The 26,308-nt window shown below is 60.6% G+C and carries 13 protein-coding genes; 6 read left to right on the top strand and 7 right to left on the bottom strand.

Going from position 1 to position 26,308, the window contains the following annotated elements:
• Window positions 1-9 precede the first annotated feature (9 nt).
• Both QEH57_RS14720 and QEH57_RS14715 read right to left on the bottom strand, forming a co-directional pair.
• Complete coding sequence (locus QEH57_RS14720; RefSeq protein WP_309007515.1) at window positions 10-6,021, bottom strand: alpha-2-macroglobulin family protein; 6,012 nt, start codon at window positions 6,019-6,021, stop codon at window positions 10-12.
• A 152-nt stretch (window positions 6,022-6,173) separates the two neighbouring features.
• Window positions 6,174-9,533: a PVC-type heme-binding CxxCH protein gene (locus tag QEH57_RS14715; protein ID WP_309007514.1), complete on the bottom strand. Its 3,360-nt coding sequence runs from the start codon at window positions 9,531-9,533 to the stop codon at window positions 6,174-6,176.
• Window positions 9,534-9,704: 171 nt separating this feature from the next.
• Between QEH57_RS14715 and QEH57_RS14710 the strand changes: the two genes are divergently transcribed.
• The gene (locus QEH57_RS14710; protein WP_309007513.1) at window positions 9,705-10,628 is read left to right on the top strand and encodes a sugar phosphate isomerase/epimerase family protein; all 924 of its coding nucleotides are present in this window, start codon (window positions 9,705-9,707) and stop codon (window positions 10,626-10,628) included.
• A 115-nt stretch (window positions 10,629-10,743) separates the two neighbouring features.
• On the opposite strand, the gene QEH57_RS14705 is transcribed toward QEH57_RS14710, so the two are convergent.
• Entirely contained in the window at window positions 10,744-11,622 is an 879-nt protein-coding gene (locus QEH57_RS14705; protein WP_309007512.1) for a TIM barrel protein, read from the bottom strand.
• A gap of 283 nt (window positions 11,623-11,905) precedes the next feature.
• On the opposite strand from QEH57_RS14705, the gene QEH57_RS14700 reads away from it, so the two are divergent.
• The 4 genes from QEH57_RS14700 to QEH57_RS14685 all read left to right on the top strand — a co-directional run bounded on the left by QEH57_RS14700 (window position 11,906) and on the right by QEH57_RS14685 (window position 20,722).
• Window positions 11,906-14,257, top strand: coding sequence for a TonB-dependent receptor (locus QEH57_RS14700; protein WP_309007511.1), 2,352 nt, complete (start codon window positions 11,906-11,908; stop codon window positions 14,255-14,257).
• Between the two features lie 34 nt (window positions 14,258-14,291).
• Window positions 14,292-14,786, top strand: coding sequence for a YfiR/HmsC family protein (locus QEH57_RS14695; RefSeq protein WP_309007510.1), 495 nt, complete (start codon window positions 14,292-14,294; stop codon window positions 14,784-14,786).
• Window positions 14,783-17,887: an ATP-binding protein gene (locus tag QEH57_RS14690; RefSeq protein WP_309007509.1), complete on the top strand. Its 3,105-nt coding sequence runs from the start codon at window positions 14,783-14,785 to the stop codon at window positions 17,885-17,887. Before QEH57_RS14695 ends, QEH57_RS14690 begins: the two co-directional genes overlap by 4 nt.
• Window positions 17,888-17,989: 102 nt before the next feature.
• Window positions 17,990-20,722 (top strand): valine--tRNA ligase, encoded by a 2,733-nt coding sequence (locus QEH57_RS14685; RefSeq protein ID WP_309007508.1) that lies wholly within the window; start codon window positions 17,990-17,992, stop codon window positions 20,720-20,722.
• 275 nt (window positions 20,723-20,997) lie between these two features.
• Here the strand turns inward: QEH57_RS14685 and QEH57_RS14680 are convergent, their stop codons facing one another.
• A complete protein-coding gene (locus QEH57_RS14680) occupies window positions 20,998-22,284 on the bottom strand; it encodes a class II aldolase/adducin family protein (RefSeq protein WP_309007507.1) in 1,287 nt (428 codons plus the stop codon).
• Between the two features lie 244 nt (window positions 22,285-22,528).
• On the opposite strand from QEH57_RS14680, the gene QEH57_RS14675 reads away from it, so the two are divergent.
• Complete coding sequence (locus QEH57_RS14675) at window positions 22,529-23,686, top strand: right-handed parallel beta-helix repeat-containing protein (protein ID WP_309007506.1); 1,158 nt, start codon at window positions 22,529-22,531, stop codon at window positions 23,684-23,686.
• 9 nt (window positions 23,687-23,695) lie between these two features.
• Here QEH57_RS14675 and QEH57_RS14670 read toward each other — a convergent pair whose 3' ends face one another.
• From QEH57_RS14670 to QEH57_RS14660, 3 genes are all read right to left on the bottom strand, one after another.
• Window positions 23,696-24,982, bottom strand: coding sequence for an arylamine N-acetyltransferase (locus QEH57_RS14670; RefSeq protein WP_309007505.1), 1,287 nt, complete (start codon window positions 24,980-24,982; stop codon window positions 23,696-23,698).
• Window positions 24,983-25,119: 137 nt separating this feature from the next.
• Window positions 25,120-25,707, bottom strand: coding sequence for a cyclic nucleotide-binding domain-containing protein (locus QEH57_RS14665; RefSeq protein ID WP_309007504.1), 588 nt, complete (start codon window positions 25,705-25,707; stop codon window positions 25,120-25,122).
• Window positions 25,704-26,285, bottom strand: a complete 582-nt coding sequence (locus QEH57_RS14660) for a hypothetical protein (RefSeq protein ID WP_309007503.1) — start codon at window positions 26,283-26,285, stop codon at window positions 25,704-25,706. The genes QEH57_RS14665 and QEH57_RS14660 overlap by 4 nt, the downstream gene beginning before the upstream one ends.
• Window positions 26,286-26,308 lie beyond the last annotated feature (23 nt).

The following is a 26,308-nucleotide window of genomic DNA, read 5'->3' as shown; positions in this document are numbered from 1 at the left end:
TAGATTGGTTTACTCGACCTTTAGCATTTGGCTCTCTGAATGGCTGTTGAATTCGGGCGCGTACATGCACTGGATTTCGGCAATGCCGCTTTGGTAGCTGCCTTTTAGCTGCACTCGCGTGGAATACTCGAATACGTAGGTCCCTTTGGGGAGGTAATCGATAAAGAAGTGGCTGGCGGTGTCTCGCGTGCTCTCGTAATAGCCGAGGCGGTCTTGGTAGCGGTAGCCGCTCAGCACATTGACGGGTTCGGTGCCGCTGCCGCGCTGGTCTTTGAGATGTAAATACTCCATGTCGCGGTCGCTGCGTAGTTCGAGGCGAACTACAAGTTCGTCGCCCACAGAGAGAGGTCCGTCGACCGCCTTCAGCACCGGACCTCGAGCAGTGTTCTGCTTTACGAATAAAGTCTTTTTCAAGGTGAGCGGCGTGCCTTCGTGGGGCGTGACCTTGCTCATGTCTTCGAGATATTGCCAGTGGACGCTGCCCCAACTCACGCCGTCGTCGCTCTTGGTGACAGTGATGCGTCCCATCTCGGGCTGGACCTCTTGGCGGAGGAAGCGCTTCTCGTAGTAGCCAGTGCCAGCCTCCACGTTTTCAGGGGCGATGGTTGTGTCGCCTAGTTTCACGGCTACGAGGGCGTCGCTGGCGAGCAGGTTTTGTCCGCGCAGCAGCAACGCGTAGACCGCATCTGCAGTGGCTTTAGTGGTTTTCCAATTTTGGGTCTGCTTTTGCTTGAGCAGCCAAACCTTGAGGTTCTCGACGTCTTCGGCGTTTTCGGCGACTTCGCCAAAGGCCTCTATCATCAGCGCTTGGGTTTCGATGGGAGCGTGGTACCACCACCAGCCTCGGCTTTCGCTGTCGCGCCAGAACATGCCGAGTTCCTCGTCGGTAACGCTGCGCTCCTTGAGAGACTTCAAGATTGCTGACGGTACATCGCTGTCGCCGAAGCGTTGCAGGGCAAGAGCGAGATGAGCTTCGCTTTGGCGGCTGGAAACTTTGGTCCAGTGTTCGCGAGCCCGGTCGAGGAAAAAGTCGAGGGCTTTGCGGTGGGCGTTCGCTAGAGGCTGGTCCTGAAGATAAAAGCTGCGGCCGTAGAGGTAGAGGGCAATGTAGTGGTCAGGTACATACGCCTGTGGATCTTCGTAGTTTTCTTGGATATCCTGATAGCGTTCGTGCATCCAGCGATCGAGAGCCTCGAGGGAGCGGATGGCCGGTTCCATGTCGATCTCGACGCCGAGATGGCGGAGGCGGGCGAAGCCTGTGGCGATGTAGAGGGTGATGTAGTCGCTGCCGCGGCCACCGGGGAACCAGGACCAGCGTCCGTCGCCGAGCTGGCGTTCGGCTAGCTTTTGCAGGGCCCGAGCGGATTCGTCGGCGAGTCGGTTTGGGGCGAATAGGTTGCCGAGGCGCCGTCGGGCTTGGCTTTCGGATTGGGCGTCTCTGAGCCAAGGCGTTTCTTCGATAAGAACCGATTTGAGCTCTTGGTTTTTCTCAAGGGGGCTGTCGAGGGCTGCGGTGTTTTTCCAGAGCTCGAAGATGCGGCGAATCGTGGGATCGGACTGGGCAATGTGGGAACCGAGCGTGTTGGCGTAGTAGCGACTGAACAGCTGCTCGCTGCATTCGTGCGGGAACTCCATGAGGTAGGGCAAGGCTAGGACCGCATACCATGCTGGCTGGGATACCATTTGCACAGTGAGGCTTTGGTGTTGAAGCGTATCCGAATTTCCTGACGCGAGAAGTTTATCGAAGTCGAATCGTTTGCTTCCTTCGTTGCGGATTGGCAGGGGCAGGGATTCGGTGATGAGTACGCGGCGGCTCAATACCGGTAAGAAACCCTCCTCGCCGTCGCTCAGGGATTCGGTTGCTCCAACCGCTTTGTAGGTGAGTACGCGGGCCCCGTCGGGGACCTTTAGTCGCCAAGAGTAAGTGCGAGACTCTTTGGCGGGGATGGTAAAGCTCTTGTCTGTATCCAAGTTTTGGAGAGATGCATCTGCTGCCTCGAGGGTGGCGGCGTCGGCGAAACTGAGGCGTACCTGGCCGCTTTGCTCGCTTTCGGATTGGTTGCTGACCTTGACGGTGAACTCTACTTCGTCGCCTTCGCGCAAAAAGCGGGGCGGGTTGGGCTGTACCATGAGATCCTTGGCGGTCACGGCGGTGTCGGTGAGGAATCCGGAGCGGAGCTCGTTGTCGTGAGCGAAGCCGAAGAAGCGCCATTGCGTTAGAGCTTCCGGCATCGTGAACTGGATTTTCACGACACCTTCTTCGTCGCTCAAAAGGTGCGGGTAGAAAAACGCGGTTTCGTTCAGGTTCTTGCGAGCGGAAACTTGGCTGAGGTTTGGAGCTGGCGGTGGGGCGGCAGGTTCGGAGATCTCCATTTTCATCGCAGAGTCACCCGAGACGTCATCCAGTGAGACGGGCAGCCGAGCTTGCTGGAGACGGCTGCCAGCGAGCGTGTTTGTGGAGCGGTATCCTTCGCCCGGTGCGGCTTCGATGGAGAAGGACGACAGTTCGAATACCTCATCGTTGGCGCCGGAGCTGACGGCGGCGCGGGGGAGGCTGCGATAAAAGTCCTGTTGGTAGCCAAAGGCGAGCCAAGGGGGAAGCCTGCGGTGGCTCCAGGACTGGGAACGGTAGTCGCTGCTCCAGTATCCGGCGAAGTGGTGAAGGGGGAGAAGTTCGTTGGCGAAGCTTGGGCTGTGGTAGTATGCTTCGTGGCGGAATTCGCTAGCGAAGCTTTGTATCCAGTTGTGGGTACGGTATTGATCGAGCGAGGCGTCGTAGAGTCCGGCGACCATTTCGGCAGCGGCGCGTTCGGCGTCGGGGCCGGAGAGGGTGGCGGTCCAGGTTTCGGCTTCGCCGGGCTTGAGCTTGGAGCGGAAGCGTTCCCATTTGACGGCGAGCTGTTTGTTTGTCCAAGGAACGTTGATACGTTTGGTTTCGGTGTAGGATCGGTTTTCCCGGACGAAGGTAGTGCGCAGGGTGATGCCGCCGCGGTGCGCTTCGGTGATGGGAAATTCGATAAGGGCTTGGGAGTGGCCGGTTTCGCTCCAATAGCTTTGCAGGCTGCGGCCTTGGGAGAGGATTTCGATGTAGGCTTGGCCTTCGGAGTAGCCGGTGCCCCAGAGGGCGGAGAAGGTTTGGCCTGGCTCGCAAGTGTAGGTGGGAGCTTCGAGGAATTGGGGAAGCTTGATGGAGAAGTGTTCGGCGTCGGGATCGACGACGGTGAGGGTGGAGAGGGCGGTGACGTCTTGGCCGAAGCGGTCTTTGGTGGCGAGCTCGAGACGGTAAGGGCCGGCTGGGAGGGAGAGGCTGAGCTTGGCTTGGCCGTCGGGTCCGGTTCGGAATCGGTGGCTGGAAAGGCGTTGGCCTTTTTCCCAGCTGCTAGGGTTGGAGGGATCGAAGCGGGGCGCTTTCTCGATGGGATCCCACCAGCGGTGGGGGGGCGCGAGGGAGGAGCGCTGTACGGTTTGCGGTTGTTCGAGATGGTAGACCGTGAGGGTGCCGCGGGCGGACTGGGGATCGCCGTCGAGGGAGCTGGTATCGAGGGTGACGGCGACGGGGTCTTGGATGGTTTGCCAGGTCTCGTGGGCGAGGCTGGCTTGCAGGGCGGTGTATCCGGCTCGGGTGACGAGGCGGGCGGAACGGGTTTCGCCATTGGTGTCGGTCACGTCTGCGTAGACGGTGTAGGAGAAAACGGGCTCGAAGTCGCGGGAAATGGCGGGGTCTGGAGCGGCTTGGAATTCGATGGCGAAGCTGCCGTCGGCGGCGGTTTCGGTTTCGCCGTGGGCGATGGCTTGGCTGCCCTGGGGTTCCCACCACCAGCACCAGATGGGACCGCGGGCGGAGCGTTCGACGCGCCAGGCCACCTTTGCCCCACCGATGGCGGCGCCCGTGTAGGCGGTGGCTTTGCCGGTGAGGCTGACGGTTTCGCCGAGCTTGGGAGCGGCTTCGGGAGAGAGGAGTTCCGCTTGGAATTGGGGGCGTTTGTATTCTTCGACGGAGAGGACGGTAGATCCGTGGGGGCCCTCGAGGGTGCGGATGGTCATGCTGCCGCTTAGCCCGCTATCGGGCGCGGTGAAGCTTCCGCTGAAGGAGCCGTAGTTGTTGGCGCGGTGGGTTGCGGTGGCGATTTCCTGGCGGTTGCGATCGAGAAAGACGACGGTGACTTTTTGGTCGGTTAGGGTGGCGTAGCGTTGCTGCTCCCGGTCGGATTCGATGCAGATGCCTTTGTAGTGGACGGTTTGGCCGGGGCGGTAGAGGGAGCGGTCGGTGAAGAAGACGGTTTTTTGAGTGGGCTTGTTGTGGATCGCCCTGCTGCGGGCGCTGTAGTTGTTTTGGTCGGTCGCGACGGCTTGGCCTTGGTGGCTTGCGTGGACGAGGTAGCGGTAGCTGCGGGAGGCTTGCTTGAGGAAGTAGCGGCCGTCGGAGTCGGTGACGCTTTGGTCGCCTGGCTTGTAGTTGCCTTGCTGGGTCTGGTTCCAGATGCGGACTTTGGCTCCTGCGAGGGGGCGTCCGGTGCGGGCGTCGAGAACGAAGCCGTTGACTTGGGTGGAGCGGTCTTCGTCGAACTCCGAGCGAACGACGAGGGCGAGTTCGCTGACCCAGACGTTGGCCTGAGAGAGCAGGTTTTCGTGTTCGGAGAAGTCGGGGTCGAAGCTGGCGACGATATGGTAGTAGCCGGGGGAAAGGGTTTCGGGGGCGGCGAGGGATTCGGTTCGTTCCTTGTAGTCGTCGGTGGGCGGGAGTTCGGCTTGCCACTCGAGGACTGGTTTGGAGTCGAGGAGGTGTTCGCGATCGAAGGAGTGGCGGTAGTTGGATCCTTGGCGGGCGATGGCTTCGAAGTCGGCGGGAATGGCGCGGAAGTAGACTCGGGTGAGGTTTCGGTAGGTGAGCTCGAGAGTGGGATAAGGGGCGTTCCAGACCGCTTCGGTGGAGAGCTGGGCGGATTTGGCTTCGATTTCTTGGATGAGGTTGTGGCAGAAGTTGGCTCCGATGCTTTCGGGGAAGGCGGTCTTGCCGGTTTGGGCGATTCGGTGGGCGGTGAGGGCGTCGCCGGATTGGTAATGGAATTGGGCGAGGCGGGCGCGGGCGAGGGAGGAGATTTCGTGTCGGGCGGCGTTCTCGATGAAGGTTTCCAGGGCGGATTGGTAGCGGCTCTCCCGCTGCTCGCCGGTGGCGGCATTGAAGGCGTAGGTGATGCGGGCGAGGTCGGCGTCGATGTAGGCGCTGGGGTCGGGGTCGTTTTGGTGGAAGCGGAGCAGGTCTTGATAGAGCTGGATGGCTTTGAACTCGGGCGAGTCGTTTTCGGGGGGCTCGGGCGACCAGGCGAGGAAGGCGGGGGCGGGATCGAAGAGAGGGCTTTGGGCGGAGAGTGGGAACGGGTTTTCGGCGGCGATGGCTCCTTGTTCGCCGGTTTGGTAGAAGGACAGGGCTTCGTGTACGACGAAGTCGTAGAGGGTGGGGCGGAAGGCGACGGGGGCGGCACCTTCGGTCAGGAATGCGTCGTAGCTCTCGATGGGGGTGTTTTGGAGGAATTCCTTGTGGGAGAGGGCGGCGGTGAAGCGGGCGTCGATCTCGTGGAGGATGCGGGAGAGGTCCCAGGTTTGGAAGTCGTCGCTGGGCGGGGCGGCGGTTTGCGAGCGTTGGAGGAAGCTCCAGCGGTTTTGTTGGAAATAGTTCCAGTAGGAGTGGGCGAGGAGGGTTTGGAGGATGGGGCGGAGTTCGGCTGGGGCGCGGTCGAGTTCGGCTTGGAAGCGAGGGATGCTTTCCTCGGGGCGTCCGCCTTGGATCTGGGTTTCGAGGACGACCTTCTTGGCGATGGCCTTAATGGCTTCGGCGTGGGCTTGGTCGGCGAGGGCGCTTTGGATGATTGGCTCGAGGTGGTTGAGGGCGATTTGGGGGAGGCGGCTGGCCTCGGCTTCGGAGACTTTGAGCCAGAGTTCGTCGCGGGTGGCGGCGAAGAGGTTGCAGGCGAGGGCGACGAGCGCGCCCAAGAGTAGGTAGGGGCGAAGAGAGGGAGTCATAAGCGGTTTAGGATCGGGTACGTTGAGCGGAGTTCCTTGGATTTGCAAAATGGGGAGGGTGATTGGGGCGAGGGGTACCCCGCGTGGCGCGGGGGGACGAAAAAGGCGTCCTCGGTGGAGGACGCCTTTGTGGGGGAATTTGGATACGCTCGCTATTTGCCGTGGGTGGCTCGCTCGGAGTAGGGGTCGGTTCTGCGGGTGGCGAGGTATTCGACCAGGTCGCGCAGGTCTTTGGAGGAGAGCAGCGGAGCGAAGATGGCGGGCATGCTGGAGGGCATGGCGTCGCGTTTCTTGATCTGGCTTTTGGGGTAGCTCTGGATTTCTCCGGTGGCGAGCTTGAGGGTGAGGCCTTGTTCGTTTTCCTCTTGGACGAGGCCGGCGACGCTGCTGCCGTCGGCGAGGGTGAGGATGACGTTGTCGAAGCCTTCGGCGATGGCCGCGTTGGGGGCGACGATGGATTCGAGCAGTTCGCGTCGGTCGAGGCGCAGGCCGATGTCGGTGAGGTTGGGACCGGCGGCGTCGCCTGGGCCGTTCACGATGTGGCAGCGAACGCAGGCCATGACCTGGTTGTTGTAGAAGACACCGCGGCCGGCGCGGGCGTCGCCGCCTTCGAGGGCGAAGGAGAAGGCGGCGGTGGGATCGGTGGCGGCGGCGAGGCTGGCCTGGTACTTTTGGTAGGCTTGCTGGACGATGGGGGAGGCGTGTTCCTTGGTGGCTTGGATGAGCTCGAGTTGGGCGGCGTGGGGCACGTTTCCTTCGGCGAGGCGTTGGAGGCTTTTCGCGAGCAGCTCGGTGGCGAAGCTTTGCTGGGAGCCGGCGAGGGTTTGGTAGGCGACGCGTTGCTCTTCGACGCTGCCCTGGGCCATGAGGCTGAGGGTGAGCCTCGCTTGCTCGGGGGAGCGTTCGGTGACGATGGGCAGGGTCGCTAGGCGGAGCTCGGAGGCGTTCGATTGGCTGGCGGCGATGACGAGCTCGTCGGTGCGGGGGTCGTCGAGTTTGCCGAAGAGGGTGAAGGCGGCGGCCCGGGCGGCTCCGTTGGCGGCTGGATTTTGGACGAAGGCGTAGAGTTGGTCTTCGAGTCCGGCGACGTTTAGGGAGTCGATGGCTTCGAGGAAGGCGATCTGTACGGCGTCGTTTTGCGAAGCGAAGAACTTGGGGGCTTGGGCCTTGAAGGCGTCGATCGCGACTTGGGCGTCGCGGGCGGCGAGCGGTCGGTAGACGCCTAGTACGCGGTCGCGCTGGAGCGGCTCGGGCCAGGACTGGAGTTGGGTGATGGCTTCGATGCGCAGGGCTTCGGGCTTGGTTTCGTTGGCGGCGTAGGCGGCGAGGAAGTTGGCGTTATCCGCTCCGCCGATGCGGAAGCGGGCGTTGAGGGCCCGGATAGCGAGGATGGGGTCGTCGGCGAAGGGGCTCTCGAGGGCTTGGGCGAGCGAGTGGTAGGCGCCTTCGATGGGGGTGTCGTTGATGGCGCGGGCGGCTTCGAAGACGATTTCCTTGTCGCTGTCGTGGAGGAAGCGGGCGACGTTGACGTCTCCAAGGCGTCGATACGCGAGGAGGGCGGCGAAGCGAGCGGCCTTTGACGGGTCGTTCACGGCTTCGACGAGGGCCTGCATGTTTTTGGCTCCGACGAGTCCCATGACGATGGCGTGGCTGAGGTAGGGATCTTGGTCGGCGTTTTCGCGGGCGGCTTGCAGGAGGGCGGTCGCGGCTGGGGCGTGGGCGAGCTTGCCGAGGCTTTGGGCGGCGAAGTAGCGGACCCGCTTGGATGCGTGGGAGAGCTGCGAAATGAGCAGGTCTTCGGTGCCGCCGATCTGGTGGTCGCCTAGGAGCTTGGCGGCTTGGGCGAGGATTTCATCATGGCCGGCGTTCGAGGCGGCGAGCTTGGCGAGGGCGGCTTTGGCTGGGGCGGAATCGCGGTCGGCGAGAACTCCGAGTCCCCAGGTGGCGTGGAGGCGGGCGTGCAGGGAGGCGCTGCGATCGTTGGCGATCTGGGCGAAGGTTTTGAGGCTTTTGCCTCCGCGGCTGGCGAGCTCGAGTTGGGCTTCGAGGCGGATGTTCCAGTTGGGATGGTCGAGCAGGTCGGCCAGCTCTTTTACGCTGTGGCGGGTCATGCCTTCCGCGTAGAGCTTCTGGGTTTGGGCGACGATGGGGCTGGCTTGCACTTCTGGGTTCGAGATGGAGTAGACGCGGCCTTTGCCGGGCTTGGGCCAGCCGTTGACCCAGTCGAGCACGTAGAACTTGCCGTCGGGGGCGAAGGTGACGTCGGTGGGAAGGACGCCTTTGAGGAAGGGCTTCTTTTGGTCGAGTTCGAACCAGGCGCCTTGGGGTTTGAGGGTGTAGGTGTAGACGCCGCTGGTGGCGATGCTACCTTTGAAGTGGGTGATGAAGAGGTGCCCGGCGTAGTCGGGGGAGAGTCCGGTGCCGGGGTAGAAGGCGATACCGGAGGGGCCGTCTTCGATGTAGGAGATGGGAGGGAGGGCGAATTTTGCGCGGCCTTCGAACTGGGTTTTCCACCAGCCTTCCGACATCCAGACACCGGCGGCCCCGAGGGGGGCGTGTTGGTGGCCGATGCGCCAACCGGAGTCGCCGCCTTCGGCGATGAGGACGAGGCGTTCGTAGTCGCCGTTGTCGCAGTCGTTGTCGCCGGTGAAGAGGTTTCCGAACTCGTCGAAGGCGAGTTCTTGGGGGTTGCGCAGGCCGGTGTGCACGGCTTCGAGTTCGGTGCCGTCGAGGTTGCTGCGATAGACGCCGCCGGTGTCGGGGTAGGAGATGTGGCTGCCGTCGGGCCCGGTGACGTCGGCGCCGCGGTCGCCGATGGAGTAGTAGAGCTTGCCGTCGGGGCCGAGGGCGAGGCCGTGGAAGTCGTGCCCGGTGTAGCCGAAGTGGACGCCCCATCCGCTGAGGAGCTTTTCGCTTTTTTGGGCTTTGCCGTTGGCGTCGATGCCTTGGAATTTCCAGAGGTGGGGGATGTTGGTGAAGTAGACGTCGCCTTTGCGGGCGAGCACTCCGGAGGCGATGCCGTCGACGGAGGTGTTGAACCCGTCGGCGTAGGGGGTGGAGAAGTCGGCCTTGCCGTCGCCGTCGCGGTCTTCGAGGAGGCGGAGGATTTCGCCTTCGATGGCGAAGTTGGGGGCGTCGTCGCCGAAGAGGTCGACGATGCCTTGGGCGCGGTCTTCGACGGTACGGAAGGCCATGTCTTCTTCGAGCATGTCCATGTAGCCGCGGATATCGAGCACGCTGGAGCCGTAACGGTAGGTCTCGGCGACGAAGAGGCGTCCCTGTTCGTCGAAGTCGAAGGCGACCGGGTTCGCCAGCATGGGCTCGGCGGCCCAGAGGGAGGCTTCGAGGCCGTCTGGCAGCTGGAGTTGCTGGAGGGCGAGTTCGGTCTCGGAGCTGGCGGCTTCGATGATGGGTTCGGGCTGCCGGTCGGCGTCGTTGAGCTTCATCTTGGCGGCGGGGAGGCTGCCGGCGGAGAGGCTTGAGAGGGCGATGGTGATGACGAGATTTCTCATGTTTGGTGTAAAGTTGGGGGATCTTGTCGGAAACCGTTTGAGGCGCAACGGGTCTGGGACTCTTATGAATGGGCGATTGTGAAGTTGGTTGCCAATAACCCAAGGCTAGTGTTGATCTTCAGGTCAGATTTCGGCGTATTTAACCCAATTTCCTTACCCCAGTTTTATTGTATGGATACTCGCAGACACTTTTTGAAAGGAGCTTTCGGGCTCGCTGCCGCTTCGTTGTTTTCCCGCGTGGGCTTTTCCGCCGAGGAGACGCAGCAGTCCCGCTTCGACGGGACCTGGTTTGATATTTCGCTGGCCCAGTGGTCGATCAACAAGGCGTTCTGGAGCGGGGAGAAGGACAAGATGCGCTTTGCCCAGATCGCGAAGAGCGAGTTTGGCATCAATGCGGTCGAGTACGTGAACCAGTTCTATATGGAGGGCTACTCGAAGTCTGTATTGGACGAGCTGGTACGGGTCTCTGCGGGCGAGGGCGTGAGAAACGTGCTCATCATGTGCGACCGCGAGGGGCGACTGGGGGATCCGGACGACGCGAAGCGGGAGCAGGCGGTGCAGAATCACGTGCGCTGGATCGAAGCGGCTCGGGCTTTGGGCTGCCATGCGATTCGGGTGAACGCGGCGTCGGAGGGCTTGTTCCACGAGCAGCTGAAGTTGGCTGCGGACGGGCTGCGTCGCTTGTCGGAGATTGGCGATCGCTACGGGATCAACGTGATCGTGGAGAACCACGGCGGGCTTTCCAGCAACGGGGCTTGGCTGGCGGCGGTGATGCGCTTGGTGGACCATCCGCGCTGCGGGACGTTGCCGGACTTCGGAAATTTCGTGGTGAACCGCGAGACGGGCGAGGAGTACGACAAGTATTTGGGGACGCGGCAGCTGATGCCTTTCGCCAAGGGGGTGAGCGCCAAGACTTATAATTTCAATCCGGAGGGCTTCGAGCGGGACATGGATTATCCGCAGCTGCTGGATATCGTGAAAGCGTCGGGATATCGTGGATACATCGGGATCGAATGGGAGGGTAAGTCCTTGGACGAGCCGACCGGGATCTTGATGACGAAGAAGCTGCTGCAGAAGCTGGGCGGCCGAGCTTAGGCTTGCGGGAGGGCTTCAGCTCCGCGTCCGCGGAAGCTCCGCGCTACGGATTTAAAAGGCCGATTCCTGCTGGGGAATCGGCCTTTGTGTTTTTGAGATTGTATTCGCTGCGTAATTACACGTCGCAGGTGCGAATGCCGTGGGCGAGGGCGGCGATGGGATCTTCCCAGGTGGGGACGAATTCCTGGGCGACGTAGCCGTCGAAACCTGTGTCTACGATCGCTTGCATGATGGCGGGGTAGTAGAGTTCTTGGGTTTCGTCGATCTCGTTGCGGCCGGGCACGCCTCCGGTGTGGTAGTGGCCGAAGTACGGGTGGTTTTCGCGGATGGTGTCGATGACGTCGCCGTCCATGATCTGCATGTGGTAGATGTCGTAGAGCAGCTTGAAGTGTTCGGAGCCGACGGCTTTGACCAGTTCCACGCCCCAGGCGGTGTGGTCGCATTGGTAGTCGGCGTGGTTGCGCTTGGAGTTGAGCAGTTCCATGACGACTTGGACCTTGGCCTTTTCGACGATGGGCATGATGCGCTCGAGGCCGATGCGGCAGTTTTCGAGGCCTTGCTCGTCGTCGAGGCCGTTGCGGTTGCCGGAGAAGACGATCATGCGCTTGGCTCCGTGGGCGGCGACCTTGGGGGCGGTGGCGGCGAAGAAGTCGACGATGGCGTCGTGGTTTTCCAGGCGGTTGAGGCCTTTGACGATGCCGCCTGGGACGCCCCAGACGAGGGAGGCTTCGAGGCCGTGCTGCTTGAGGGTGGGGATCTCGTCCGCGTTGACGAGGTCGACGGCTTCGAGTCCGACTTCCTTGCCGCGGCGGCAGAAGGTGTCGAGGTCGTAGCCTTTGTAACACCATTTGCAGGCGGAGTGGTGGATGTTTCGCTTGAAGCTCATGGGGGCGGATTCTTCGTGGTGTTTAGGGAAGGCTTTGGAGCTGGCGAGGGCTGCGGCCCCGAGGGCAACTTTCTTCAGAAGGTCGCGGCGTGGTAGTTGTGGGTCCATAGGTCGTGTTGAGGCGGTTTGGGGTTTGGGTTGTGTGGTGGGCATCGGGCGAGAGCGCGAATGCGGGGGAGATCCTGCTGCGAATGCTGGCGGGCTCAATCCCTTAAAATTTGGAATTCGCAGAACGCGAGACTCCCCGAGAGAGGATCTCGGGTGAAGGGTTTGTAAAAATAGCTCAGACAGTTTGAGGGAAGAGCGTTTTGTTTCGATAATTCCAGTTCCGGCGGAGCGCAGTCCCCACACCCTAATTCTTACCCCTCACAGCTGCGCCTCGCGACACGCGATGACCAACATGCTCCGAAACCGTTTCTCTGCCTTCGGGGGGAGAGCCTGCTGCGGCATGGCCATGGTGGCGTGCAGTTTACTCAGGCCTTTACTCGGGGCTGGGGGCGAGCTGGGCGAGATGAGCTTGGACGAGTTGCTGAAGCAACGAGCGGAGCTGCACCGCGATTCGGAGACGGCTTCCGGGGTGAGCGAGGCAGTGATCGACGCGCCGGCGTCGATGGTCGTGCTGCGCGGGACGGATTTTAAGCGTCGCGGTTACGATAGTCTGGACGACTTGCTGTTCGGCTTGCCTGGCTTCGATGCGATACGAACGGGCGGCACCATGGAGACGGTGGCTTACCAGCGTGGGTACCGGACGCCTTGGACGCAGCGTACGCTGTTGTTGTTCAACGGGAAGCCCGACAACAACTTGTGGAACCACGGGGCCCAGATCTCCCGCCAGTATCCGATGGCGGCTATCGATCGGGTGGAGGTATTGTACGGTCCGGCGGGTGCGGTCTACGGGCCGAACGCGTTTCTGGGGGTGATCAATATCGTGACGCGGGACGCTTCGACCTTGAGCGACGGCGAGAGGTATTTCGAGATCAGCGGGGCGACGGGAAGTTTCGATACCCGAAATGTGGATACGGCGTTTGGGGGGCGTTGGGGCGCCTTTTCGTTTGACGTGGGGTTCAACTATTTCGTCAGCGACGAGCCTGATATCGACGATTATTCGCAGTGGGGCTATGCGGATCCGGCCTTGTTGAGCGACCCGGTGGCCTGGGGCGCGGGAATCGGGGCGGGGATCGATCCTGCGACGGGGCGCTTTAGCCCGGCGGGGGACCTTGACGTCGATGGTGTGGTGGAGCCTCACGAGCTGGTTGGGGGCGTGCCTTTGGGAGGCTATGCGGATCCGACGCGGGACCTTGGTTTTACGGGGGAAGTTCGATGGGGCGGCACGACTTTGGGGATCTTGGCTTGGCAGACGGACGAAGGTTACGGTCCTTACTATTCGTTTCTCGATGGGCAGCCGAATGCGGTTTGGACGCATGCCTCGCGGCAGTACTATCTGGAGCGTTCTGACTGGGTGATGGATGGGCGAGTTGAGGTGGAGTCCGAGTTGGTCGCCCGCGAAAGCCGGGTCGGGGGCGAGGATTGGGCAGAGTCGTTTGGCGGCTTCGTTAGTTTGTCGGATTGGAATTCGTATAACGAGTCCCTGCGAGCCGCCCAGCGATTTCGCTTTCAAAGCAAGGGGAACCTTGACTTCAACGCGGGCTGGAAGTGGGAGCGGAAGGAGTTGAATCGGGCGTATTTGATCAGCAACTACTGGGAAGGCTTGGGGATCGAAGTTGGCGATACTCGACCAGTCCCTGCGGATACGGTATCGTCGGAGAATCCGATGGTCCCGGCAGTCGAGATCCCTCACGATGCGGCGCCGGCTTCGAACGTGAGTACGACGCGAGACATCGGGGCCTACGGGCAAGTGATTTACGAGCTGGGGGACTTGAGGCTGAACGCGGGGTTGCGCTGGGACGACAACAGCGTTTACGGAGCGAACGTCAGTCCCCGCGGGGCTTTGATCTACCACAAGGACGCTCAAACGACTTTAAAGTTTGTTTATGGCGAGGCGTTTCAGGAGCCGTCGCCGAAGGATTTGTTTGGGACCTATGCCGGGCGCGCGAGCAATGCGTCGCTTTTGCCAGAGACGGTGCAAACTGCGGAGTTGATAGCGATCCTGCAGCACGAGCGCTTTCAGCACGACTTTTCGCTTTATCATTCGTGTTTTCAAAATGCGATCGCAACGGGCCAGAACGTGGGAGGACGAAATGTAGTAGGTTTTGAATACAAGAACCATTTTCGGCTGAAGAATCCGATTTTCGGAGTGGGACCGCTGACCGGCAATTTCTACTATACCTTTACGCGGGCGATGAGCGATCGCCAGTACGAGAACAGCGCGGAGCGTTGGGTGGAGGAACGGGATCGGCAGGGAGACGTGGCGCCGCACAAGGTGAACCTGAACGTCAACTTGCCTTTGAGCGAACGACTCAATGCGAATCTTTCCGGCTTGTGGATGGACGAGCGCTCTCTTTTTTCGGAGAATCCCCTTCGGGTTAGCTCCAACGCGGACCGGTCGGTGGAGCGCAAGGCGGAGGCATACACTGTTTTCGATCTCAACCTTTTGTATGACTTTGGCGAATACAGCGTCTCTTTTAAGGTGGAGAATCTTTTCGAGGAGGAATATCTGGCCCCAGGAGTAGAGGGAGCGGGTTCAGGGGACGACTTTTCGGTCGATGTCGACGGGTTTCAGAATTCCCTCCTGCCGCAGGTGAGTTCGAGACGTTTCACTTTGCGCGTGAGTTTCGATTTATAGATAGGTGAAACTCGAATTCTACAGGTGCATTTTGATGTTAGCTCTTTGGTGTGGGCTGGCTTTTGTTTCGCCAGTGTCGGCTCGCGAGGGAACGCTGCCGCATTCCTTGTCGGCTGCTATTATCGTGAAGGTGCTTGCCTTCGAGTCGAGCGATCGGTCGGAGAAGACCATGCGTATCCATGTTTTGGATGAGGGGAATCTAGCGGACGAATTGACTGCCTACGTAGGGACGTCGATTCGCGATCGCAGCTTGGTCGGCGTGACTCGCGGCTTGGAGATTCCGGAGGGGGTGCAGGTGGTGGTCGCGGTCAAGGCAGGGAACTTGGATCGAGCGATCGAGTTCGCTCGTGTCAACAAGGCGCTCAGTGTCACGATCAATCCGGAGCTGAAGAGCCAGGGGGCGGCCTTGATCGTGTATGACGACGAGGGGCTTCCGGGAATATTGCTGAACCGGGAAGCGTCGGGGAGGGAGGGCCTCTACTGGGAGCCGGAGATTTTGCAGATAGCGAGGATGGTGGGCGAACGATGAGCTCGATCAGGACCCAGGAAGTTAGCCTCGGCGAGGGGGCGCCGTTTCGAGATCGTTTTTCGGCGGGTCGCAAGCTGGCCTTTACGGCCCCGATTTTGTTGGTTCCGCTGTTCTTGTTGGCGTACCTTTACGTCGGGGAGATGAACCGGCGGGTGGGAGATGCCGATGACAAACTGCGAGGTTTGGCGACGCTGGCTGCGATGGACGAGGCCATTCGTTTGGTCGTTACGAACGACTTGCCTCGGGTTCATCGGGACGAAGGCCTAAAGGACAAGGTGGAGGAGGCCTTGTCCGTTTCGGGACGGTACTTCGCGGCGGCTGACAGGGCGGAGGACTCCAGGCTAGCTTGGCAGGAGGCGGCGCAGGCCTTGGGCGACGGGCTCGATGGGGACGCGAGTCGCCTGGCTCATGGGTTGGAGGACGTGGTTTCGATGCGAAGCGAGCTTGCGAAGGATTGGGGGCTTCCTAGTTACTTTGCCCGCAATCTACCGCAGCTGCAGCTGAGGCTGTATTCCTTGGGCTTAGCCTTGGATAGGGCGATGCTCGCTGAGTCTAGCGAGGAGGTTAATGGTTTGATCGGACAGGTTGAGGTGTTGTTCGCTCGCACGAAGGAAGAGTTGGAGGCCTTGGGGCGAGCGCGAGAGTATTCTCGCGAGGACGGGGACCTTGACGCGCTTGTGCGAGATCGCGTATCCGAAAGTCGGGCACACTTCGAGAGAGTGGAAGCGGAGCTGGGCAAGCGTTTGGAGGCGAAGCGCCGTTTGGCCTTTTTGGGGATTTTGGGGCAGGGCGAAGCAGCTGCAGGTTCGCTGGAGGGAGAAGAGCCACCAAGCCGCCGCTTGCGATTGCTAGCTCGTTCGTTAGGTGCGACGAGCCAGCGGGTGTGGGAGTCCTTGGTCGAGGAAGTGGAAGCGGAGCAGGGGATGTTCCTGCGAGAGCGGGCTTGGGTGGTAGGGCTGGTCGGCTTCTCGGCCCTCGCCGCTTGTTTGCTTGGGTATTACATTTCCAAGAGCATCCACGCTTCGCAGGACGCGGTCGAGTCGTACAACCAGATCTTGCAGCAGAAGGTGGACGATGGGGTGGCGCGGGCTAATGCGGCTCGCAGGAAGGCGGAGGAATTGAACGAGGATTTGTTGCTCGAGACGAAGCGATCCAAGGAGATGGCGGAAAAGGCGATTCATGCGGAGCGCTTGAAGAGCGAGTTTTTGGCGAACATGAGCCACGAGATTCGGACTCCGATGAACGGCATCATTGGCATGACCCATTTGCTGCAGGATACGGAGCTAGACGAGGTTCAGCGTGAGTTTCTGAAGACGATGGAGAAGAGCTCGGAGTCTTTGCTGGTGCTTATTAACGGAATCTTGGACCTCTCGAAGATCGAAGCGGGAAAGATGGCTATCGAGGCGGTACCCTGCAACTTTATCGACCTGCAGGCTCAGCTTGGCTCGCTATTTTCTTCGATGGCTTTCGAGAAGGGGATCGAGTTTGTTTCGATGTATCCGCTCGATTGCGACAAAGCCTATCTTGCCGATCCGCACCGAATCAGCCAGGTCGTATCCAATTTATTGAGCAATGCGATCAAGTTTACTCAGGAAGGAAGCGTCGTTTTGCGCCTGTCCCACGAAAAGCTGGGCGGGGCGAAGGCGAGGATTTCCTTCGAGCTGGTGGATTCGGGGATTGGAATTGCTCCAGAGTCGATTGGATCCCTTTTTGCGGCCTTTTCCCAGGCGGACGCATCGACGACGCGACGTTTCGGCGGGACGGGGCTGGGGTTGGCCATTTCCGATCGCTTGGTTAGCATGATGGGAGGGACGCTTGAGGTTGAGAGCGGGCTCGGGGCGGGAACTCGATTCTCGTTCTCGCTCGTGCTGGAGGAAGCTCCGGAATCGCCAGACGCAATCGTGGGACTGAAAGCAGAGGGTATCCAAGGGAGCGATACGTTGTGCTACTTCAGCACGGAGCCTTTGAAGGAGTGCGTGGAGGAAACCTTGCGGCATTTTGACGGAAAGTTCGATACGGTCGAGGATTTTGGCTCCCTGCTAGCTGCGTTGCAGGAAAAGGCTTACGATGTGGTGCTCGTCGATGGGCGAGGCTGTTCGGCGGAGCGCTTGGAGCTGCTACTTGCTTCGGTCCAGTCGGCTCGCGTAGGACTGATGCATTGTCCATCCGACAAGGCTTGCCAATCGGTGATAGCGAAGCATGAAATTGCCCTATCTCTGAGCTTGCCCGTTTCGCCCCAGCCGTTGCTTTCGCTTTACCGAACAGAAAATATCATGTCAGAACCCGATCCCCGTTCCGCTCGCCATCAATCGCCATTGTCGGAGGGGCAGCCTTGCCTGAAAGTTCTCTTGGTGGACGACAACGCGACGAACCGTTTGGTCGCCGGGAAAATGCTCGGCAGGACCGGAGCCGAGGTTTGCGCGGTGAACAGCGGGGAAGCCGCGGTCGAGGAAAGCTCCGCTAGGAAATTCGATATCATTTTCATGGATTGCATGATGCCCGAGATGGACGGTTACGAAGCTACCGGATTCATTCGCGATCCGAATTCCCGAAGCAAGAATCGGGAAACCCCTATCATCGCCCTCACCGCCAACGCGATGGAAGGGGACCGCGAAAAGTGTCTTCGCTCCGGAATGAGCGATTACATGGCGAAGCCGATCCGGCCGAAGGAATTGCAAGTGGTCCTGGATAAGTGGGGCGCGGCGAAAGCTTCCGGCTCGGCGGATGTCGCCAATGGCGTCGCAAGCGCGGCTGACTTTGAGGAAAGGCTGGTGGATTTGACCTCGCTCGTCGAGGTGTTCGGCGACAGCGCCGATGAATTGCAGCCCTTGGTGGACGCCTTCGTGGACAGTCTGGGCGAAGAGCTTGAGGCTTTGGAGGGCTTGGAAGGTGGGGAGATGGATTTCGGTCGATTGCGTCTGCATTGCCACACCATCAAGGGCGCCAGCGCCAACTACGGGGCCAAGCCGTTGGAGCGGGTTGCCAAGCAGATCGAGGTCGCCTGTATCGAGGAGCGAAGCTCCGAAGCGGTGGCGAAGATTCCCGAGCTGAAAAGGATGGTGCAGCGTACGATCGAGGCCGCGAGCGGTCTGCTGAACTAGGAGCGCCGTACCTGAGCCGGGCGCGGGCGTGGATCGGGCTTGCCCTCCCTTTAGGCGAGCCTTATCGCTAGGCCCTTTTTTTCGCAAAACCGCTCAAAGCTCATGGCACAGGAAATCAATCAAGGCTACGATCCGAAGGAAGTTGAATCTAAGTGGTACGCCGCTTGGGAGAAAAACGGCTGCTTCGAAGGCGAAGTGGAAGAGGGCAAGGATGCCTATTCCATCATGATCCCGCCGCCCAACGTCACCGGCATCCTGCACATGGGCCACGTCCTCGACAACACCCTGCAGGACATCTTCATCCGCCGGGCTCGCCTCGAAGGCAAGAGCACCCTGTGGTTCCCCGGCACCGACCATGCCTCCATCGCCACTCAGACCAAGGTCGAGCAGGCCCTGCGCAACGAAGGCACTTCCCGCCGCGAGATTGGCCGCGAGAAGTTCCTCGAGCGCGCGTGGCAGTGGAGCGACGACCATGGCGGCAAGATTCTCAACCAGCTCAAGAAGCTCGGCGCCTCCTGCGATTGGCGCCGTACGACTTTCACCATGGACGAGGAGTACGAGCGCTCGGTGCGGGCGGCATTCGTGAAGCTCTTCGAGCGCGGCTACATCTACCGCGGCAAGCGCCTCGTCAATTGGTGCCCCAGCTCCCAGACGGCCCTCTCCAACGAGGAGGTGATCATGAAGCCCCAGAAGGGCAAGTTCTGGAAGATGCGCTACGAGATCGTGGAGGAGCCCGGCCGCTACATCGAAATTTCCACCACCCGCCCGGAGACCATCATGGGCGACACTGCGGTGGCGGTGCATCCGGACGACGAGCGGTACGCGGACCTGGTGGGCAAGCATGTTTGGCGTCCCTTTCCGCGGGCGGAGATCCCCATCGTGGCGGATCGCGCGGTGGAGAAGGACTTTGGAACCGGCGCGCTCAAGGTGACCCCGGCCCACGACCAAGTCGACTTCGAGATCGGCAAGCGTCACAATCTGCCGCTTATCGACGTGATGAATCCCGACGGTACGCTCAGCGAAGCGGCTGGTCCGGAGTTTGCGGGCATGGAGCGCTTTGCGGCCCGCAAGGTTGCGGCCAAGAAGCTCGAGGAGCTCGGCTTGCTGGTCGACACGGAGGACTACGAAAACAACGTCGGTTTCTCCGAGCGCGCCGACGTGCCCATCGAGCCCCGCCTTTCCGAGCAGTGGTACCTCAAGTACCCGAAGGTCGAGGAAGCCAAGGCGGCGGTTGAGAGGGGCATTATCAAGTTCCACCCGAAGCGTTGGGAAAAGGTTTACCTGCATTGGCTCAACAACATCCAGGACTGGTGCATCAGTCGTCAGCTCTGGTGGGGGCAGCGCATTCCGGTTTGGTACAAGAAGGGCGAAGACCGCCTCGATCCCAAGAACTGGCACGTGTCGGTCGACGGTCCTTCCGATCCCGAGAACTGGGAGCAGGACGAGGACGCCCTCGACACCTGGGCGTCATCCTACATTTGGCCTTTCGCCTGTTTCGGTTGGCCGAACGAGGACGAGAAGACGCTCAAGGAGCTCGCTCACTTCTACCCGACCAGCACCTTGGTGACCGGTTTCGACATCATCTTCTTCTGGGTGGCTCGCATGATCATGGCTGGCCTCGAGCTCTACGGGGATGACAAGAAGGAGCTGACCGATGACGAGATCGCGGCTCGTATTCCTTTCAAGGATATCTTCATCCACGGCCTCATTCGCGACGCCAAGGGGCGCAAGATGTCCAAGACGCTCGGCAACTCGCCCGATCCGCTCGACCTGATCGAGAAGTTCGGGGCGGACGGCCTGCGCTTCGGCATCATCAACATCGCTCCGAGCGGCTCCGATATTCTTTTCTCGGAGGAGCGCATCGAGATCGGACGTAACTTCAGCAACAAGCTTTGGAACGCCTGCCGCTTCCGCCAGATGAACGGTTCGGTCGACGCGAACGCTTCGCTCGACGCGATCCTCGAGCGCTTGAAGACGTCGCCACTCGATGGATACAGCAACTGGATTCTCAATCGCATGCTCGAAACCATGCGGGAGATCGAAGGACAGTTCGCCAAGTTCGAGATGCACCAGTTGACGCACTCGCTCTACAACTTCGTTTGGGGCGATTTCTGCGACTGGTACGTCGAAGCGGCCAAGGCCCTGCTACAGAAAAAGGAAGATCCGCGTCACGACATGGCACTGGCGGTATCCGACCTGGTCATTCGCCAGGCCCTGCAGCTGCTGCACCCGGTCATGCCTCATATCACGGAAGAGCTCTGGCACGCTATGGGCTACTGCGAAGAAGGCGCCTTTATCCAGGATACCGTTCTGCTCACAGCGGACGATTTGGCTGCTCAGCTCGCTGCGGCGGGAGTCACGGTAGATGCGGCAGCGGCAGAAAACGTGGAGCACGTGAAGGAACTCATCACGAAGGCGCGTTCCGTGAAGGCGGAGTACAACGTAGCCTCCAAGCGCGACGTAACTCTTTTCGTGAGCGCGGCTGATGCGGCGAGCGCCAAGATCGTGTCCGAAAATCTGGATACGATTAAGAAGCTAGCCGGCGCGGCAACGATCGAACTGAAGGAGACGGTGGACGGCTGTCCCGGAGCGGTCGGTGCCTTGGGGACCGTTTACCTCGATCTTTCCAGCGCGATCGACGTGGCTGCGGAGAAGGAGCGGCTCGGCAAGGAGCTCGCCAAGCTCGATGGAGCGATCAAGGCAGGCAGCGGCAAGCTCAACAGCCCGAACTTCGTCAACAAGGCTCCAGCCCACGTCGTGGAAGGAGCTCGTAAGCAACTTGCGGATACGCAAGCCAAGCGCGACGAGATCGCCCGTTTGTTGGAAAGCTTGTAGTTGGTTTTTGCCCACGAAGGGCACGAAGTGACACCAAGAAAATTTCGAAAGAGCGGGTTTTAGGACCCGCTCTTTTTTGCTCCATCACGATTCTGCGAGGACGCGGTTCTTACTGTGTAGGGCTGGCGCTTGCCGCCACGCCGCATTGCAGGCGGAAGAAAGACCAAGGCAGATGCGGCGTGCCGGCAAGCGGCAGCCCTACAAACGATGATTTTCACTTTGTTTGTGGATGGCTCGTTTGTGGGAACGCTACGGATGGGCGCGAGGGGGGGGACTCAGCCGCCGAGGAAGGCGACTTTGAGCTCGTCGATGGCTTTGTCGTCCATTTCGACCAGACCGCCGAGGGCGTAGGCATCGATGAGGGAACCGGCGCTGAATTCCGCTACTTCTAGGCGGTCGTAGGCTTCGAGTAGTGATTTTCCGACTACGAGTACGGCTTCGTTTTCGATGAGGATGACGGGAGTGTCCTTGCCGATGGCTTGGGAGACTTTTGCTTCGTCGGTGTACTGCGCTCCGAAGGGGAGTCGAGGAATGTCACGCAGGAGGATGTAGCTTTCCGGAATGGTTCGCGTGGCGAAGGGAGTGTCGGTTAGGCAGAAGGCCGCGGAGGACGGTGGTTGGGCGGTAATGATGGAGTTGATCCAGGGATGGTCGCGGTAGACGCGCTCGTGCAGCTGTACGGCTCGGCTAGGGAGCTTGCCGCGTTCGCGTTGTCCTTGTTTTATCAATACGACTTCCGACACGTCGAGAAGCTGGCGATCGACGGCGGTGGGACTGATGAGGAAGCTGTCTTCGCTCAGTCGGGCGGATACGACCCCTTCCAGGCTGGATACCAACTGGTGCTTGTAGGCGCGGTGCATGATTTCGCAGATGTGGCGTCGCAGGGCTTTTTCTTCGCTGCTGCGGGAAGTCGGGTCGAATTCGGGCAGGAGGTGCTTGCGTTGGTGGCGCAGGTCGACTTGTTCCGGGGTGAGCTCTTTGACCTGGCCGAGGCGCTGGGCCTTGATGGCGAGGCGTCCGCAGAACTCGAGGGTTTCGAAGCGGGAGAAGGCGTCGAGCAGGTCCTTGCCGCCGCAGACCACGCCGTGGTTTTCCAGGAGGACGGAATCGTTCCCGCGGGCGAAGGTAGCGGCGATGTTTTGTCCCAGTTGGGCGCTGCCGGGGAGGGCGTAGGGGGCGAAGTCGACGTTTTGGCAGACTTCGTAAGCTTGGGGGATGATGCGGGTAGGCGGGGCCTTGCGCACGATGCTGTAGGAAACCAGGGCGGAGGGGTGGGCGTGCACGATGGCTTCCAGGTCCGGGCGGGCGTCGTAGATCGCCTTGTGGAACGGGAATTCGGATGAGGGGCGGTGGCGTCCGCTGGTGGTGCCGTCGGGCAGTACCTTCACGATGTCGTCCCAGGTGAGCGAACCTTTGTCGACTCCAGCGGGAGTGATCCAGATGGTGCCGTCCGGCTCTCGGATCGAAAGGTTCCCTCCTGAGGTGGTTGTCATGCCGAACTGGTAGATCCGGTCCATGATGCTGAGGAGTTGGGCGCGTGGGTGCAGGTAGTCGAAGTTCATGGGTTCGGGTGCCTTTCGTTTTTTTGGCTATGGGTTGAGTGTATTAGAAAGTGGATACTTGAAACCGGTGCGTTTTGCACCTGTTTTAGGGTTTGGCGCTCAAGGGTGCCGGTTAGCGCCTGCGGGAATGGGAGAGCGGGAGCCTGGGGGGAAGCTGTATTTCAGGATTTGCGGCGGTTTACGTATCGAGTGGGTGGCGTTTTAGACGATTGCTTGTATAGTATCAACCTCGATCCCAATTAATATGTTATATCGCGAACCGTTTAGAGCCTTCCTTGCCATCTTTATCGCGACTCTCGGTTTCGCTGGAGTTGCTGTCGCTGCGGGTGGCGAGGGCATGGTTTCGGAGGATTCTGTTTTGGAGGAGCTCGTTTTCGAAGTCTCATCGAACAAGGATCTCCGGAAGCTGCAAAGGGTGTTGGATGAGAAGGGAGCAACTCCGCTATTGGTTAAGATTGCTGCGGGCGAGTATCGGCTGAAGCGAAGCCTGCATGTGAATCGTTCGAACGTGACGATTCAAGGCGAGGCGGGCGCTCGCTTGAAGCTGGCCAAGAAGGCGCAGGCTCCGGTGATCGCGGTCGGCAGCCAGAGCGAGTATCCCTTGGATGCGGAGCGCATCGAGAACGTGTCGATCTACGATCTGGAGATTGATGGGAATCGCGAGTTTCAGGAGAGCGAATACAACCAGGAGAGGCCGTGGATCCGCAACAACGGCATCGATGCTCGTACGGTGACGGGATTGCGGGTGGAGCGGGTGGTGTGCGGCAATAACCGCTCCGGCGGCTTGGTGATTAGCTGGCGTTGCCGCGATGTGGTGGCGAAGGACTGTGTATTCAAAAACAACTACTTTGACGGCGTTGCCTACTACGACAGCGTGGGGGTCTTTACGGTGGATTGCTTGCTGAGCGAAAATCTAGGAGCGGGCGTGAGCATCGACAATGCGGTGAGCAATGCTTTGTTCGCGAACTGCCGCATCGAGGGGAATCGGGATGTGGGCGTTTTTGCCCGGCATAGCGAGGGATTGATGTTTTATAAGTCGGTGGTGAAGGATTCGGGGAATTGGGCGTTTTTCCTGTCGCATGACGAAAGGCAGAAAGGCGTTTTCGATGTGGAAATCGCCTCTTGCGAGATCGTGGGAAACCATGGTGGCGTGCGTATGGGATCGGTGAATACGATTCAGTCTGCTGGGAATCGGGTGACGCTGTCCGTTTTTTCGGAAAACGGATCGCTCGGCCGGCCGGATCTTTCGACGGCGGGAGCTCCGCTGGATCGCTTGGAGGGCGGTTGGAATCCGGAGGTCGAATACGCCGAGGAGGGAGCGATACCGGAAGGGCCGTTTTCGAAGCGCTTGTACCAGACTCTCAATAGCTACGATGCCTTGGTTAAGAGCCCGGAATCCTAGAGACGATTGTTAGGTCGTAGCTGGGAAGGAGTAAGGGACCTCGGCGTCGGCTGGGAGCGTTAGGCCGAAGTGTTCGCGCAGGATTTGGTGGAGCTGAGGTTGCGTTGTGATATCGCTGCGGCGGGCTTGGCCGTGCCAGTACCGTTGGATGAACTCTGTATCGGCGATTACGATACGGCCGCTTGGGGTGAGTTTGGCTACGAGCAGGGAGTTGCGGAAGCGGGCTTGGGGATGAGTGTGGGAATACCAGTTTCCGACTTCGAGGTCTATGGGAGCGACGGCTTGGGGCTCGAATTGGTAGACGTCCTTCCAGTCGTGGCCGATCTGGATCTGGTGTACGAGTTGTCCGTGGCGCTCGACGATGCGGCGGGGTTCGAAGCGGGTGTGTTGGGTCGTTCTCGATTCGAGGGAGATGGGTTCTACGAGTCCGACGCCGCCGAAGCCGACGTCGGCGAGGTGAGGTCCGGCTTCGGTTTCGACGCGGAGGGTCATGTGGCTGAGCGGGGTTACGATTTCGTCGGGCACCATCCAGCGAACGCGGGCGATGTAGGGGGCGACCTGGAATCCGATTTGGCGGAGAACGGCGGCGAAGAGGGTGTTTTGCTCGAAGCAGTAGCCGCCGCGCTTGCGGGTGACGAGCTTAGAGAAGGCGGCTGCGAGTTCGATGGAGATGGGCTGGTTGAGCAGGGCGTCCAGGTTTTCGAAGGGAATGTTTTCTTGGTGGAGACGGTGGAGCTGCTTGAGGCAGGCGAGGGTGGGGGTGGCTTTTTCGGCGAAGCCGATGCGTTGGAAGTAGGAGCTGAGGTCGAGCGGATGGGATGCGGTGGACATGGAAGCTTTGCTGGCTGGTTTTAGGTTGTAGAGGGTGGCTCCGGAGAGAACGAGGAAAAGCGCGAGCAGCCGGGTGGGAGTGAGGGGGCTGGCGGGGAGGCCGAAAAGCGCAAAATGGCTGACGATGGCGCCGACGAGGAGTTGTCCGCAGATGACGAAGAGCAGAGTGGAAGCCACTCCGAAATCGGGCATGATTTTATAGATGCTGGTGAGGGCGATGGCGCTGAGGAGTCCGCCGGAGATCCAGAGGTGCAGGGGGACGAGGGAGAGCGTTTCGCGGGTGGGGACCTGGCTGCGGTGGGTCGCGAGGTAGGCCGCGAGAGCGAGGAATCCGATCAGGTAGACGGCGGCGCTGGCGAGAAGGGGATTTTGGATACGTTGGCTGAGTTGACCGCTGAGGGCGCTTTGAAGGGAAATGGCCATACCGGCTAAGAGGCTGATGAGGGCGAGTTGCGTTGTAGGCATGGGGCTACTTTAGCAGCAGGGCGTGTTGGACGCATCGACCTATGTTGAGAGGTGGTGTGTTTTTCCGTAGCGCGGCGCTTTAGCCCGCGTCCGTGGAGAAGTGATCCTGCAATGCGGCCGCGGGCTGAAGCTCCGCGCTACGTGTTTGTTTTGCGGATACGGCTGAGTTGAGTGGGGGTGACGCCGATGGCGGAGGCGATGTGGTGAAGCGGGATGCGAGAGAGGAGCGCGGCGTGCTTTGCGATGAAGGCGCGGTAGCGGGCGGTGGAGTCGGCGAGGGCGAGACCGACTTCGATGGGCTCCTTGTCGAGCACCCAGTTCTTTTCGAGGTACTGGATGTGGTACCATTTGAGGTCTTCCTTCGATTCCAGCAGGCGGCGGTAGGCGGTGTGGTCGATGGCGATGACGGAGGTTTCTTCGAGGGCCTGCAGGGCGAAGGTGGAGGGCTCGTTTTTGAGCAAGGCACGGATGGAGCCGGGGAAGGTGTTTTCGGGAAAGAACTTTTTGTTATACTCTTTGCCTTCGTGGGAGAGGGTGTAGGAGCGGAGCAGTCCCTGGCAGACAAAGTAGAGGTGTTGGCTGTAGGCTCCGATGGGCACGAGGGTTTCGCCTTTGGCGAGTTTGCGTTCCGTGCAGGCGTGGCTGAGGGCGGTCCAGGTGGCGTCGTGGAGCGGGGCGTATCGCTCCATGGCGTGGCGGAGGAGTTGGAGCTTGGCAGGGCTCATGGCTGGGAGGGGTGCCGGAGGGCGAAGGTAAGGAGTTCGACGACGGCTGGGAGCCACTGGGCGCGATAGCCTTCGTCGCTGGTTTCGCCTTGCGGGGGGAGGTGGAAGAAGCCGGCGTAGGTCGCATTGCTCAGGCTGTAGCGGAAGAGGGCGTTGTTGCAAAGGTAGCGGCCGGCGTCGGAGCTGAGGAGGATGGGCGCCCCAGGCGACTGGGGGAGCGGTTGGGGCAGGGGCCAGCGGGCGGCGAGCTGGGCGGGGCCTTGGGGATCGATGGAGGCGTCGGCTGGGCTTTGTTGGGTTTCGTCGGCGCCGGAGCGGAGGTTGTGGGCGAGGGTTTCGACTTTGAGGGCGTCCGGGTTGCCTTCGCCGAGGCCGAGCAGGATGTGGGGCTGGAGGCTGGCGATTTGGGGCAGGGCGATCGATTCGACGGCGCCCCAGGTTACCGGGAGGCTGAGGGCGTGGAAGGTGGCGTTGGGGAGGGCGCTGGGCAGGGCGGCGGCGATGGTTTGGGAGGCGTTGCGGGTCCGTCCACGAAAGGGATGGAAGCTGGTGACGAGGATTTTTGCCGGATTGCGCATGCGGGAAGGGAGGGCGGAGCCTA

The organism is Pelagicoccus sp. SDUM812005 (assembly GCF_031127875.1).
Classification (GTDB): domain Bacteria; phylum Verrucomicrobiota; class Verrucomicrobiia; order Opitutales; family Opitutaceae; genus Pelagicoccus.
Note: the sequence above shows the minus strand (reverse complement) of the source record. Positions and strands in the feature narration are given on the sequence as shown.

Excerpts from the sequence above, each read along its gene's own strand:
- QEH57_RS14715 (WP_309007514.1), bottom strand. The coding sequence starts at position 9,533 with ATGAGAAATCTCGTCATCACCATCGCCCTCTCAAGCCTCTCCGCCGGC.
- QEH57_RS14705 (WP_309007512.1), bottom strand. The coding sequence starts at position 11,622 with ATGGACCCACAACTACCACGCCGCGACCTTCTGAAGAAAGTTGCCCTC.
- QEH57_RS14680 (WP_309007507.1), bottom strand. The coding sequence starts at position 22,284 with ATGAACTTCGACTACCTGCACCCACGCGCCCAACTCCTCAGCATCATG.
- QEH57_RS14675 (WP_309007506.1), top strand. The coding sequence starts at position 22,529 with ATGTTATATCGCGAACCGTTTAGAGCCTTCCTTGCCATCTTTATCGCG.
- QEH57_RS14695 (WP_309007510.1), top strand. The coding sequence starts at position 14,292 with ATGTTAGCTCTTTGGTGTGGGCTGGCTTTTGTTTCGCCAGTGTCGGCT.
- QEH57_RS14660 (WP_309007503.1), bottom strand. The coding sequence starts at position 26,285 with ATGCGCAATCCGGCAAAAATCCTCGTCACCAGCTTCCATCCCTTTCGT.
- QEH57_RS14720 (WP_309007515.1), bottom strand. The coding sequence starts at position 6,021 with ATGACTCCCTCTCTTCGCCCCTACCTACTCTTGGGCGCGCTCGTCGCC.
- QEH57_RS14690 (WP_309007509.1), top strand. The coding sequence starts at position 14,783 with ATGAGCTCGATCAGGACCCAGGAAGTTAGCCTCGGCGAGGGGGCGCCG.
- QEH57_RS14710 (WP_309007513.1), top strand. The coding sequence starts at position 9,705 with ATGGATACTCGCAGACACTTTTTGAAAGGAGCTTTCGGGCTCGCTGCC.
- QEH57_RS14670 (WP_309007505.1), bottom strand. The coding sequence starts at position 24,982 with ATGCCTACAACGCAACTCGCCCTCATCAGCCTCTTAGCCGGTATGGCC.
- QEH57_RS14700 (WP_309007511.1), top strand. The coding sequence starts at position 11,906 with ATGACCAACATGCTCCGAAACCGTTTCTCTGCCTTCGGGGGGAGAGCC.
- QEH57_RS14665 (WP_309007504.1), bottom strand. The coding sequence starts at position 25,707 with ATGAGCCCTGCCAAGCTCCAACTCCTCCGCCACGCCATGGAGCGATAC.
- QEH57_RS14685 (WP_309007508.1), top strand. The coding sequence starts at position 17,990 with ATGGCACAGGAAATCAATCAAGGCTACGATCCGAAGGAAGTTGAATCT.